This window comes from Pseudomonas knackmussii B13, from assembly GCF_000689415.1.
GTDB lineage: Bacteria > Pseudomonadota > Gammaproteobacteria > Pseudomonadales > Pseudomonadaceae > Pseudomonas > Pseudomonas knackmussii.
Window position 1 is genome coordinate 3,180,890 of the sequence record NZ_HG322950.1, and the last position, 12,531, is coordinate 3,193,420.

The window sequence follows — 12,531 nt, forward strand, 5'->3', positions numbered from 1 at the left end:
GCGCATGTCACTCCTTTACGTAGCGCTGGAGCCCGCCCCCGCGCGCCTGCGTGGGCTGGCTTTCGCCAGCAGCCACGTCCGCCCCGACCAAGCCGCGCCACGCCTGGCCGACGGCCAGTTTCGCCTGGCCGTGCTGGAGCTGCCGGCCAACGACCCATGGCTATTGCCGCTGTGTGCCGCGCCGCGCGGGCGTACGGCCTTGCTGGTACTGGGCAATCCAGACCCGGTGGCCTGCCTGCGCGCCGGCGCCGACCTGTGCCTGCCCGCCGAGGTCACTCCCCGCGAGCTGCGTGCGCGCCTGCAAGCCCTGCTGCGCCTGCAAGGCCAACCACCGGCGGACGAAACACCCTGGCTCTCGCCGGGCTTCCCGCTGATGGGCCTGGGTACCCGCCAGGTCACGCTGACCCGCGACGAGCAACGCCTGCTGGAAGCCCTGGCAAGGCACGGCGGGGTCCTGCCGCGGGAAAGGCTGGAGGAATGGCTCTGGGGAGAAACCCAGGAAGCCGGCCCGCACCGCCTGCAGCGCCTGGTTGGCGGGGCCAGGCGCAAGCTGGCCCTGCTGGGCCTGGACGACTCGCTGGAAACCCTGCGCGGATCGGGCTATCGCCTGACCCGCCCACTGCTATTGCGCGAACGCTAGCCCCTGCAGGAGCGAGCAAGCTCGCTCCTGCAGGTGAGTGCTGCGGACATTGGCGCAGAGGCCAACCCCGGCACCCTGACCATCAACTCGGCATGCAGCTGAAATGATCAGTCTCGGCCAGCTTGTGGCCCTGGCTGTCATACAGCTTGGCGCGGAACTCCCGGCCCAGGCTGGTTTCCTCCAGGCGGTAATGGCCGCCGGCCTGGAAGCCGTCGTACTTCACGGTCGCGTCGCACAACTGCGAGGCGTTGCTGTCCAGGTTGTCGTAAAGCTGCACCTGCAGGCTGTGGGCGCCCGGCGGCACCTCGAAGAAGCGGCCGTCGTCCAGGCGCTGGCCATCGAGTTTCTCGGCCAGCAGCACCTCGGGGGTCTCCTCCTGGAGGCTGACCCAGGCTTCGGAGGGGTTCGGCTTGGGCATGGGACCGGCACAGCCGGCAAGAACGGCAAACAGCGACAGCAACGGAATGGCCAGGTAACGAGCGCGGGACATGGGATCACCTCAGGGTTGGGACTTGGTGGAAAGGGCCACCTCTGGCGGATGGCTCGGGGAAATCAGCCGGGGAAACAGCTCAGCGGCTGCGGATCGTCCAGGGGCTGGCCGTCGGCGCCGTACAGGCGCACCACCAGGCGACTGCCCAGGGTGCTTTCGCGCAGGCGGTAGTGCTGCCCGGCGACGAAACCGGGGTAGTCCAGGCTCGCCTTGCACAGGCCCTGGTCGGGGGAGTCGTCGCCGCTCTTGTCCAGCTCCACGGCGAGGCGGTGGCTGCCGGGACCGACATCGAAGTAACGCAGGTCCTTGACCGGACGGCCGTCCAGCGCCACCGCGTAGAGCTGGTTGGGCGCCTCCTGGCCGAGGTCGACGCGGGCGAGGTCTGGGCGGGGCGCCGGTTCGCGCCCGGCGCAGGCGCCGAGGGAACCGAGCAGGGACAGCAGGGCCAGGGAAGGCAACAGCTTGCGGGACATGTCATCACCTCTGCAGGACCGCCAGGGCGGTCGGGATGAGCTGCAGGGTGCGAGCCGGGCAGATGACAGACAAATGAATCCCCATGAAGGAATCTTTAGGCCCTCGATGAAAGAACCTTCATCCGCGGCGCGCCTTCCTGTTAGGCGAAGACGCCCAGACTAGAGCGCTTCCGCAACCGCGAAAGAGGTTTCATCGATGCTCGGGCTGGTAAGAACCGCACTGGACAAGCCCTACACCTTCGTCGTCATGGCGCTGCTGATCTGCATCCTCGGCCCGCTGGCGGCGCTGCGCACGCCCACCGACGTGTTTCCCGACATCGGCATCCCGGTGATCGCCGCGGTCTGGCAGTACAACGGCCTGTCGCCGCGGGACATGGCCGGGCGCGTACTCTTCACCTACGAGCGCTCGCTGAGCACCACGGTCAACGACATCGAGCACATCGAGTCGCAATCGCTGCCCGGCATCGGCGTGGTGAAGATCTTCTTCCAACCGGGGGTAGACATCCGCACCGCCAACGCCCAGGTCACCGCGGTGTCGCAGACGGTGCTCAAGCAGATGCCGCCGGGCATCACCCCGCCGCTGATCCTCAACTACAACGCCTCCACCGTGCCCATCCTGCAGATGGCCTTTTCCAGTCCGAGCCTGTCGGAGGCGAAGATCCGCGACCTGGTGCAGAACCAGATCCGCCTGCCGCTGACCTCCATCGCCGGCCTCGCGCTGCCCACTCCCATGGGCGGCCGGCAGCGGCAGATCACCCTCGATCTCGATCCACAGGCGCTGGCCGCCAAGGGCCTCTCCGCGCAAGACGTCGGCAACGCCCTGGCGGCGCAGAACCAGATCATCCCGGTGGGCACCGCCAAGCTCGGCCACAAGGAATACACGGTGCTGCTGAACAACAGCCCGAGCGCCATCGATGAGCTCAACGCCCTGCCGATCAAGACCGTCGACGGCACCGTCATCACCATCGGCCAGGTCGCCCACGTGCGCGACGGCTCGCCGCCGCAGACCAACGTGGTGCGCGTGGACGGCCACCGCGCCGTGCTGATGCCGGCGCTGAAGAACGGCGAGGTCTCGACCCTGTCCATCGTCGGGCAGATCCGCGCCATGCTGCCGCGCATCGGCGAGGTGCTGCCGCCGGAGCTGAAGACCTCGCTGCTGGACGACGCCTCGACCTTCGTCCGCCAGTCGGTGGGCAGCGTGGCCCGCGAGGGGATCATCGCCGCGCTGCTGACCAGCGCCATGATCCTGCTGTTCCTCGGCAGCTGGCGCAGCACCCTGATCATCGCCGCCTCGATCCCGCTGGCGGTGCTGTCGGCCATCACCCTGCTCGCCGCCAGCGGGCAGACGCTCAACGTCATGACCCTCGGCGGCCTGGCGCTGGCGGTGGGCATCCTGGTCGACGACGCCACCGTGACCATCGAGAACATCAACTGGCACCTGGAACAGGGCAAGGCGGTACGCGAGGCGATCCTCGACGGCGCGCGGCAGATCGTCGGACCGGCGTTCGTCTCGCTGCTGTGCATCTGCATCGTCTTCGTGCCGATGTTCATGCTCCAGGGCGTGGCCGGCTACCTGTTCCGGCCGATGGCACTGGCGGTGATGTTCGCCATGGGCAGCTCGTTCCTCCTCTCGCGCACCCTGGTACCCACGCTCGCCCTCTACCTGCTGCGTCCGCATCACGTCGAGGGCGGGAGCGGCCAGCACCCGGAGGACGACTACCTGAACCACCACGAGGGCGACCGGGCCATCTGGCGCTCGGCGCCGGTGCGCTTCCAGCAGGCCTTCGAGGCGCGCTTCAGCCGCACCCGCGACGCCTACCACCGCCTGCTGGGCCTGGCACTGGAAAATCGACGGCGCTTCGTCGTGGCGTTCCTCGGCGCCGTGCTCGCCAGCTTCCTGCTGCTGCCGAGCCTGGGGGAGGACTTCTTCCCCGCCACCGATGCAGAGACCCTCGCGCTGCACGTGCGACTGCCACTGGGCACGCGCATCGAGGAGAGCGCGGCGGCCTTCGACCGCATCGAGGCGGCGATCCGCGAAGTGATCCCGGCGGACCAACGCGAGGTGATCCTCGACAACATCGGCATTCCGCTCAGCGGCATTGACATGGCCTACGCCAGCAGCGGCACCATCGGCCCACAGGATGGCGATATCCAGGTCGCCCTCCGGCCCGGCCACGCACCCAGCGCCGACTACGTGAAGCGCCTGCGAGAGGTGCTGCCGCAGCGCTTCCCCGGAAGCCAGTTCGCCTTCCTGCCCGGCGACGTCAGCAGCCAGATCCTCAATTTCGGCGCGCCGGCGCCGCTGGACGTCCGCATCTCCGGCCCCGATGGCCCGGCCAACCGTGCCTATGCCATCGAAATGGAGCGACGCCTGCGCCATGTGCCGGGTATCGCCGACCTGCGCATCCAGCAGTCCACCGGTTATCCGGCGCTGCAGGTGGATGTCGACCGCCGCCGCGCCGAGGGACTGGGCGTGACCGAGCGCGACGTCACCAACTCGATGGTCGCCTCGCTGGCCGGCAGCTCGCAGGTGGCGCCGGTGTTCTGGCTGAACCCCAAGAATGGCGTGTCCTATGGCGTGGTGGCCGCCACGCCGCAGTACCGCCTCGACAGCCTGCAAGCGCTGCAGACGCTGCCGGTGACCGGTGCGAGCGGACTGGCGCAGATCCTCGGCGGACTGGCGCGCATCCACCGGGTGACGACCCCGGCGGTGATCAGCCACTACGACATCGAACCGACCCTGGATCTCTACGCCAACGTGCAGGACCGCGACCTCGCGGGAGTGGCCACGGACATCCAGCACGTCATCGACGGCATGGCCGCGCAACGCCCGAAAGGCGCCGAGGTCAGCCTGCACGGACAGATCGATGCCCTGCACCAGGCGTTCGGCGGCCTGCTGTTCGGCCTGGCCGGCGCCATCGTGCTGATCTACCTGCTGATCGTGGTGAACTTCCAGTCCTGGCTCGATCCCTTCGTCATCATCACCGCCCTGCCCGCGGGCCTGGCCGGCATCGTCTGGATGCTGTTCCTCAGCGGCACCACGATCTCGGTACCGGCGCTCACCGGGGCCATCCTCTGCATGGGCGTGGCCACCGCCAACTCGATCCTGGTGGTGAGCTTCTGCCGCGAGCGCCTGGCCGAACATGGCGACGCCGTGAAGGCCGCGCTTGAGGCCGGTTTCACCCGTTTCCGCCCGGTCTGCATGACCGCCCTGGCGATGATCATCGGCATGCTGCCGCTGGCCCTGTCCGGCGAGCAGAACGCGCCGCTCGGCCGCGCCGTGATCGGCGGCCTTCTCGCCGCCACCGTCGCCACCCTGATCTTCGTGCCGGTGGTGTTCAGCCTGGCCCACCGTTCAACTTCCCTGGCCGCTGGAGTCGAAAACCATGCCCGCTAAGCACACGTTCCTGTTCATCGGCGCCCTCGGCCTGTCCGCCACCCTGATAGGCGGCGGCCTGGCCCTGCGCGCCGGACACGCCCACGCCGTGGCTGCCTGGACCGAGGCCCAGGCCCTGCCGGTGGTAAATACCTTCCTTCCGGGGGCAGCCGGCGCCGGCGACGCCCTCGACCTGCCTGCACACCTCGAGGCCTGGCAGGAAGCGGCGATCCACGCGCGGGTCAGCGGCTACCTCAAGGACTGGCGCAGCGACATCGGCACACCGGTGAAGGCCGGCCAGGTGCTCGGCGAGATCGACAGCCCCGACCTTGACCAGCAACTGCAGCAGGCCCGCGCACGCCTGCAGCAGGCACAAGCCAATGCACACCTGGCGCAGACCACCGCGGCGCGCTGGCGCAACCTGCTGGCCAGCCACTCGGTGGCGCGCCAGGAGGCCGACGAGAAACAGGCCAACGCCGAAGCGGCCACGGCCAACGTCGCCGCCGCGCAGGCCGACTTCGCGCGCCTGGCCTCGCTGAGCGCGTACAAGACCCTGCAGGCGCCCTTCGACGGCGTGGTGACCGCACGGCGCACCGACGTCGGCCAGCTGATCCAGGCCGACAGCGCCAGCGGCCCCGAGCTGTTCCGCGTCGCCGACACCCATCGCCTGCGCCTCTACGTGCCCATCCCGCAGAACTACGCCAACGCCATCCATCCCGGCCTGAGCGTGAGCTTCAGCGTGCCCGAGCACCCCGGACGTCGCTTCACGGCGCGCTACAGCGGCAGCTCGACGGCGGTGGATCCGCACTCGGGCAGCCTGCTCGCCGAGTTCGTCGCCGACAATCCCGACGGCACGCTGCTGCCAGGGGACTACGCCCAAGCGCGCATTCCGGTGCCGCACGACCAGGCGCGCCTGAGCATTCCCGCCAGTGCGCTGATCTTCCGCGCCCAGGGCCCGCAGGTGGCGGTGCTGGACACCCACGGCAAGGTGCAGATGCGCAGCATCCACATTGCCCTCGACCTGGGCGATCGCCTGCAGGTCGACCAGGGCCTCGGTGCCGCCGACCGGGTCATCGACAATCCGCCGGACTCGCTGGCCAGCGGCGATACAGTGCGCCTTGCGAAAGGAGGCAACGATGCGCATCCCGCATAAACGCGCCCTGCTGCTCCTCGCCCTGCTCGGCCTGGGCGCCTGTTCCCTCGCTCCGGCCTACCAGCCGCCCTTGCCGGCCATGCCCGCGCACTACAGCGATGCCCACGGCGACTGGCTGCCCGCGCAGCCCGCCGACCGCGTCCCGGCACACTGGTGGCAGCGCTATGCCGACCCACGGCTGGATAGCCTGCAGCAGCAACTGGAACGAGCCAACCCCACCCTGGCCGCCGCCGTCGCCCACTATGACGCCGCCCGCGCCGCCGCCCGCGAGATCGCCGCCGCACGTGCCCCGCAGGCCGGCTTGAGCGCACAGGCCCTGCGCCAGCGGCAGTCCGACGACAGGCCGCTGCGCGGCAGCGACCAACCGGACATCTACGACAGCGACACCCTGGCCCTGGGCCTGAACCTGGACCTCGACCTCTGGGGGCGCCTGCGCAACCTCGCCGCCGCCGGCCAGGCCGAGGCCCGAGCGACCGGCGACGACCTCGCCGCCGCGCGGCTCTCGCTGCAGGGCGAGCTGACCCACCAATACCTGGCGCTGCGCGGTCTCGACCAGCAGGCGGCGATCCTCGGCCAGAGCCTCGACGCCTATGCCCAGGCCTTGCGCATGACCCAGGCGCGCTACGACAACGGCATCGCCTCGGAACTCGACCTGGCGCGCGCCGAGCACCAGCTCGACGACGCCCGTGCGCAGCGCGACGAAGTGATCGGCCAGCGCCGCCTGCTCGAACATGCGATCGCCGAACTGCTCGGCGAGGATGCCGCACGCTTCGGCATCGCACCCGACGTGGCGCTGCCGGCGCTGCCCCAGGTGCCGGCCGAACTGCCCAGCACCCTGCTGCAGCGGCGCCCGGACATCGCCGCCGCCGAACGCCGCCTGTATGCCGCCAACGCCGGCATCGGCGTGGCCCGCGCGGCCTGGCTGCCGGACCTCGACCTGGGCGCGCTGGTCGGCGGCCAGAGCGCCGGCAGCGGCAACCTGCTCGGCGCTGGCAATCGCATCTGGGCGCTCGGTCCGCTGGCCAGCCTGCCGTTGCTCGACGGCGGCCGCCGGCACGCCGCCGAACGCGGGGCCAGGGCCGAGTTCGACGAAGCCAGCGCACACTACAAGGCAACGGTGCTCAGGGCCCTGCGCGAGGTGGAAGACCCGCTCGGCCAGCTGCGCGACCTGCAGGCCGAAGCCATCGACCAGGACCGGGCGACCCACGCCGCCGAGCACGCCCGCGACCTGGCCGAGACGAGCTATCGCAATGGCGCAGTCAGCTACCTGGATGTGATCAGCGCGCAGACCGCCGCGCTGCAGGCGCGCCTGCACAGCCAGGCGTTGCAGACCCGCCGCCTGCAGGCCAGCGCGCAACTGCTGGTAGCGCTGGGCGGCGACTGGCATGCCGGCTGAACAGCGCTAGCCTGTAGCCATCCGCGCGCGGCTCGCGCGCACCTGCCCCAAGGAGCCCTGCATGAACGACGAACTCCACCGTCTCGACGCCACCGCCCAGGCGCTGCTGGTCGAGCGCGGCGAAGTCACGCCGCTGGAACTGGTGGACAGCGCCATTGCCCGCATCGAACGCCTCGATCCCGCGCTCGACGCCGTGGTCTCGCGGCAGTTCGAGCAGGCCCGCGAGCGCGCCCGCGGGGCGCTGCCAGAAGGACCGTTCCGTGGCGTGCCCTTCCTGCTCAAGGACCTCGCCGGCGGCGCCGAGGCGGGCATGCCGCTCAGCTATGGCAGCCGTCTGGGCGCCGAACACCGCGCCGACTATGACAGCGAACTCGTCCGCCGTTACCGCGCGGCAGGGCTGGTCATCGTCGGCCGCAGCAGCACGCCCGAATTCGGCCTAACCCCAACCACCGAACCGGTGCTCTTCGGCCCCTGCCGCAATCCGTGGAACCCCGAACTCTCCAGTGGCGGCTCCAGCGGCGGCGCCGCCGCGGCGGTGGCGGCGCGCCTGGTGCCCTTCGCCCACGCCAGCGACATCGGCGGCTCGATCCGCATCCCCGCCTCCGCCTGCGGCGTGTTCGGCCTCAAGCCCAGCCGCGGGCGCAACCCGGCCGGGCCCAAGCTGGGCGAAAGCGTTTCCGGGCTGGCTGCCGAGCACTGCTGTTCGATCTCCGTGCGCGACAGCGCGGCGCTGCTCGACGCCACCTCGGCGGCGGACTTCGGCGCGCCCTACGTGGCACCCTTCAAGAGCCGCCCGTACCTGGAGGAAGTCGACGCGCCGCACCAGCGCCTGCGCATCGCTGTGATGCGCGCGCCGCTGTCCGGCGTGCCCGTGCATGCCGACTGCCTGGCCGCCGTGGAAGCCGCCGCCGCGCTGTGCCGCGAGCTGGGCCACGAGGTCCACGACGAGGCGCCGCAAGTCAGCGACATCGCCGCGGTGAACCAGGCCTACGCCAAACTGTTCATGGTCTCCGCCGCGCTCAACCTGCAGACCCTCGAAGGCCTGGTGGGACGCAGCGCCGGGGCGGATGACATCGAGCCGCTGACCCGCCTCGTGGCCGCCCTTGGCCGCCAGGTGAGCGCCACCGATTTCGTGCTCGCACAGCGCGCGCTTCACCGCATGGGCCGCGAAATCAATGCGTTCCAGGCGCACTACGACCTGATCCTCAGCCCGACCATGGCCTGCCCGCCGGCGGCCATCGGCGAGCTGGTGCTGCGCGCCGGCGACCCGCCCGAGCCCTACATCCAGCGGACTCAGGCCTTCGCCGCCTTCACCTCGGTGTTCAACGCCACCGGCCAGCCGGCGATGAGCGTGCCGCTGCACTGGAACGCCGAGGGCGTGCCGATCGGCGTGCAGTTCGCCGCGCGACTGGGCGACGAAGCGAGCCTGTTCCGCCTGGCCGCCGAACTCGAGCGCGCACACCCCTGGGCCGAGCGCCTGCCGCCGCTGGGGCACTGAGGGCCGGCGGTCGCGAACGAGCCCGGGCCCTCCCGCCGGGCTTTTTTCGCCGAACGACCTGATCCCGGCGGGCCCGCGCAAAGGTGCAGCGGCGCGCGACTGGCGCTAAGCTGCCGCCCCCTGACCCACCTGCCGCGAGAGGCCCCCATGGCAAACCCAGACATCACCTTCATCCCCGACGCCGATCCGGAGTCGATCTCCTCCGACGTCGCCGGTTTCGGCGGCCTGCTGGTCTCCACCCAGATCCCCACCCGCGAAGACGGCAGCCTGGAGCTGGGCGACATAGTCGCGCAGAGCGAGTGCACCCTTCGCGCCCTGCAGGTCGCTCTGGAGCGCGCCGGCAGCGGCATGGACCGCGTCCTGCACCTGACCATCTACCTCACCGACATGGCCGACCGCCCGGCCTTCAACGAGGTCTATCAGCGCTTCTTCGCCAAGCCGTACCCGGTGCGCGCCGCCGTTGGAGTGGCCGCCCTGGCCGTCGAAGGCATGCGTGTGGAAGTCACCGCGCTGGCCGCCAAGGCCTGATCCACCCCGTCATCGCCCGGCGCCCTGCCGGGCGGTGCATCCATCGGGCAGCGCACGGGTGCCGGCCGGGCGTTTCGCCGGTACAATGCGCGCCTTGCCGTGCCACGCCCGATGAAGAAGAACATGTCCCTGCCCAAGAACCACCTCGAACTGCTCAGCCCCGCCCGCGATGTGAGCATCGCCCGCGAAGCCATCCTGCATGGCGCCGACGCCGTGTACATCGGCGGCCCGAGCTTCGGCGCGCGTCACAACGCCTGCAACGAGGTGAGCGACATCGCCCAACTGGTGGAATTCGCCCATCGCTTCCACGCGCGGGTGTTCGTCACCATCAACACCATCCTTCACGACGACGAGCTGGAGCCGGCGCGCAAGCTGATCCACCAGCTCTACGATGCCGGCGTCGACGCGCTGATCGTGCAGGACCTGGGCGTGCTCGACCTGGACATCCCGCCGATCGAGCTGCACGCCAGCACCCAGACCGACATCCGCACCCTGGCGCGGGCCAAGTTCCTCGACCAGGCCGGCTTCTCCCAGCTGGTGCTGGCCCGCGAACTGAACCTGAAGGAAATCCGCGCGATCGCCGACGAAACCGACGCGGCCATCGAATTCTTCATCCACGGCGCGCTGTGCGTGGCCTTCTCCGGCCAGTGCAACATCTCCCACGCGCAGACCGGCCGCAGCGCCAACCGCGGCGACTGCTCGCAGGCCTGCCGCCTGCCGTACACCCTGAAGGACGACCAGGGCCGCGTGGTGGCCTTCGAGAAACACCTGCTGTCGATGAAGGACAACAACCAGAGCGCCAACCTCAGCGCCCTGGTCGACGCCGGCGTGCGTTCCTTCAAGATCGAAGGGCGCTACAAGGACATGGGCTACGTGAAGAACATCACCGCCTATTACCGCCAGCGCCTGGACGGCATCCTCGCCGAGCGCCCGGACCTCGCCCGCGCCTCCAGCGGTCGCACCGAGCACTTCTTCCTGCCCGACCCGGACAAGACCTTCCACCGCGGCAGTACCGACTACTTCGTCACCGAGCGCAAGGTCGACATCGGCGCCTTCGACACCCCGACCTTCACCGGCCTGCCGGTGGGCGTGGTGGAGAAAGTCGGCAAGCGCGACCTGATCGTCGCCACCCACGAACCCCTGACCAACGGCGACGGCCTCAACGTGCTGGTCAAGCGCGAGGTGGTCGGCTTCCGCGCCAACATCGCCGAGCCAAAAGGCGAGTTCGAGGAAGACGGCGAGAAGCGCTATCGCTACCGCGTCGAGCCCAACGAGATGCCCGAGGGCATGTACCGCCTGCGGCCGAACCACCCGCTGTCGCGCAACCTCGACCACAACTGGCAGCAGGCGCTGCAGAAGACCTCCGCCGAGCGCCGCGTCGGCCTGTCGTGGGTCGCCAAGCTGCGCGAGGAACGCCTGGAGCTGACCGCCACCAGCGAAGAAGGCGTGAGCATCAGCGTCGCCCTGGACGGCCCCTTCGGCGCCGCCAACAAGCCGGAACAGGCGCTGGAACAACTGCACGACCTGCTCGGCCAGCTGGGCACCACCCAGTACCATGCCGATCGCATCGAGCTGGATGCACCGCAAGCCTTCTTCATCCCCAATTCGCAGCTCAAGTCGCTGCGCCGCGAAGCCATCGAGGCGCTCACCGAAGCCCGCGTGAAGGCGCACCCGCGCGGCGGCCGCAAGGCCGAGAGCAACCCGCCGCCGGTATACCCGGAGTCGCACCTGTCGTTCCTCGCCAACGTGTACAACCACAAGGCCCGCGAGTTCTACCACCGCCACGGCGTGCAGCTGATCGACGCGGCCTACGAGGCCCACGAGGAACCCGGCGAAGTGCCGGTGATGATCACCAAGCACTGCCTGCGCTTCTCCTTCAACCTCTGCCCGAAACAGGCCAAGGGCGTCACCGGCGTGCGCACCAAGGTCGCGCCGATGCAGCTGATCCACGGCGACGAAGTGCTGACCCTGAAGTTCGACTGCAAGCCGTGCGAGATGCACGTGATCGGCAAGATGAAGGGCCACATCCTCGACCTGCCGCAGCCGGGCAGTGCGGTCGACCAGATCGTCGGCCAGATCACCCCCGAAGACCTGCTCAAGACCATCCGCCGCGCGCCGCACTGAGGCGCGTTTTCAGCGGCTGGGCCTGGTGCTCAAGAACGCCGTTTCCTCCGCTGGGGGAACGGCGTTTTCTTTTGGGGCATGGAGCCTCGGATTTTCGCGCAGCTTCGGCGTAAGGAGCGGTGCTGCTTTTCGTAGGAACGAGATTGCTCGCGAACAGCCCCGCTGCGAGGTCATTCGCGAGCAATCTCGCTCCTACGAAAAAATCGAGCTGCACAATTCGCGGCGACGTAGGGCGTACAACCGCTCGCGGATATACGCACCACACTCTTGCTCCAGATCATCTGCCGTGTACCGCACTCAGGCACCGCGGCATCAGCCGCTGATCTCAGGAATGCCCCGCAGCCTTGCTTCGTGATCCAGACTCATCAGCTCGCGAAATTCGAGCGGCGTTGGGCAAAAGCCCAAGACCTCCGACGCGCGGAGGGCATTACCAGGCGCTGGCGCCAAAAGGGTCTGCATTTTTAAGGGATCGATGATTCCCCAGTTGTGCAGGTCCTCGCAGCCGCTTCCTCCGCAGAAGGCCTGGAACACCACCTTGGGTCTGCCTTGGCTGTCCTGCTGGCAGCGACCACCGAGAAACTCGGCATCCTGCAAGAGCATTTGAACGTAGCGCACATCACGCGACACCCGAACCCAGGTATGCAGAACGGCTCCAGAAAACATATCGATCTCGACGCGGGCGCCACCACACTCAAAGCGCTGCTGCGCGGCCTGAGCCACGGGGGCGCCCAAAGCGAGCAGCGCACCTAGCAAAATCCCTTTCATGCCCAGTAGGTCCCTTTCCAAAGCGATGCGGCACGCACGGTGCCAGCAATTCCCGGCAGCGACAAGCAACGCTCGCTTAATCAATTCC

10 protein-coding genes are annotated in these 12,531 nt (G+C 69.2%); 7 read left to right on the top strand and 3 right to left on the bottom strand.

All coding sequences use genetic code 11. The annotated features are described in order from the left end of the window. Positions 1 to 4: 4 nt before the first annotated feature. The gene (locus tag PKB_RS28765) at positions 5 to 640 is read left to right on the top strand and encodes a winged helix-turn-helix domain-containing protein (RefSeq protein WP_052355296.1); all 636 of its coding nucleotides are present in this window, start codon (positions 5 to 7) and stop codon (positions 638 to 640) included. 82 nt (positions 641 to 722) lie between these two features. Here the strand turns inward: PKB_RS28765 and PKB_RS14885 are convergent, their stop codons facing one another. Then, positions 723 to 1,130 carry a PA0061/PA0062 family lipoprotein gene (locus tag PKB_RS14885; RefSeq protein ID WP_043252884.1) on the bottom strand — a complete coding sequence of 136 codons (408 nt, stop codon included), beginning with the start codon at positions 1,128 to 1,130 and terminating at the stop codon, positions 723 to 725. A gap of 62 nt (positions 1,131 to 1,192) precedes the next feature. Beyond that, the gene (locus PKB_RS14890) at positions 1,193 to 1,603 is read right to left on the bottom strand and encodes a PA0061/PA0062 family lipoprotein (RefSeq protein WP_043252885.1); all 411 of its coding nucleotides are present in this window, start codon (positions 1,601 to 1,603) and stop codon (positions 1,193 to 1,195) included. Between the two features lie 196 nt (positions 1,604 to 1,799). Here PKB_RS14890 and PKB_RS14895 point away from each other — a divergent pair, with 196 nt between their 5' ends. The 6 genes from PKB_RS14895 (at position 1,800) to PKB_RS14920 (ending at position 11,678) form a co-directional block, all read left to right on the top strand. Continuing rightward, a complete protein-coding gene (locus tag PKB_RS14895) occupies positions 1,800 to 5,000 on the top strand; it encodes an efflux RND transporter permease subunit (protein ID WP_043252886.1) in 3,201 nt (1,066 codons plus the stop codon). Further along, complete coding sequence (locus PKB_RS14900; protein WP_043252887.1) at positions 4,990 to 6,132, top strand: efflux RND transporter periplasmic adaptor subunit; 1,143 nt, start codon at positions 4,990 to 4,992, stop codon at positions 6,130 to 6,132. The genes PKB_RS14895 and PKB_RS14900 overlap by 11 nt, the downstream gene beginning before the upstream one ends. Beyond that, on the top strand, positions 6,116 to 7,528 hold the full coding sequence (locus PKB_RS14905) for an efflux transporter outer membrane subunit (RefSeq protein WP_043252888.1): 1,413 nt from the start codon (positions 6,116 to 6,118) through the stop codon (positions 7,526 to 7,528). Before PKB_RS14900 ends, PKB_RS14905 begins: the two co-directional genes overlap by 17 nt. Positions 7,529 to 7,589: 61 nt before the next feature. After that, on the top strand, positions 7,590 to 9,026 hold the full coding sequence (locus PKB_RS14910; RefSeq protein WP_043252889.1) for an amidase: 1,437 nt from the start codon (positions 7,590 to 7,592) through the stop codon (positions 9,024 to 9,026). Between the two features lie 147 nt (positions 9,027 to 9,173). Next, on the top strand, positions 9,174 to 9,554 hold the full coding sequence (locus PKB_RS14915; RefSeq protein WP_043252890.1) for a RidA family protein: 381 nt from the start codon (positions 9,174 to 9,176) through the stop codon (positions 9,552 to 9,554). A 123-nt stretch (positions 9,555 to 9,677) separates the two neighbouring features. Beyond that, positions 9,678 to 11,678, top strand: a complete 2,001-nt coding sequence (locus tag PKB_RS14920; RefSeq protein WP_043257384.1) for a peptidase U32 family protein — start codon at positions 9,678 to 9,680, stop codon at positions 11,676 to 11,678. 312 nt (positions 11,679 to 11,990) lie between these two features. Here the strand turns inward: PKB_RS14920 and PKB_RS14925 are convergent, their stop codons facing one another. After that, entirely contained in the window at positions 11,991 to 12,443 is a 453-nt protein-coding gene (locus tag PKB_RS14925) for a hypothetical protein (RefSeq protein WP_156958037.1), read from the bottom strand. Positions 12,444 to 12,531 lie beyond the last annotated feature (88 nt).

Coding starts and splice junctions, on each gene's coding strand:
- PKB_RS14905 (WP_043252888.1), top strand. CDS start 6,116: ATGCGCATCCCGCATAAACGCGCCCTGCTGCTCCTCGCCCTGCTCGGC.
- PKB_RS14915 (WP_043252890.1), top strand. CDS start 9,174: ATGGCAAACCCAGACATCACCTTCATCCCCGACGCCGATCCGGAGTCG.
- PKB_RS14910 (WP_043252889.1), top strand. CDS start 7,590: ATGAACGACGAACTCCACCGTCTCGACGCCACCGCCCAGGCGCTGCTG.
- PKB_RS28765 (WP_052355296.1), top strand. CDS start 5: ATGTCACTCCTTTACGTAGCGCTGGAGCCCGCCCCCGCGCGCCTGCGT.
- PKB_RS14925 (WP_156958037.1), bottom strand. CDS start 12,443: ATGAAAGGGATTTTGCTAGGTGCGCTGCTCGCTTTGGGCGCCCCCGTG.
- PKB_RS14885 (WP_043252884.1), bottom strand. CDS start 1,130: ATGTCCCGCGCTCGTTACCTGGCCATTCCGTTGCTGTCGCTGTTTGCC.
- PKB_RS14900 (WP_043252887.1), top strand. CDS start 4,990: ATGCCCGCTAAGCACACGTTCCTGTTCATCGGCGCCCTCGGCCTGTCC.
- PKB_RS14920 (WP_043257384.1), top strand. CDS start 9,678: ATGTCCCTGCCCAAGAACCACCTCGAACTGCTCAGCCCCGCCCGCGAT.
- PKB_RS14895 (WP_043252886.1), top strand. CDS start 1,800: ATGCTCGGGCTGGTAAGAACCGCACTGGACAAGCCCTACACCTTCGTC.
- PKB_RS14890 (WP_043252885.1), bottom strand. CDS start 1,603: ATGTCCCGCAAGCTGTTGCCTTCCCTGGCCCTGCTGTCCCTGCTCGGT.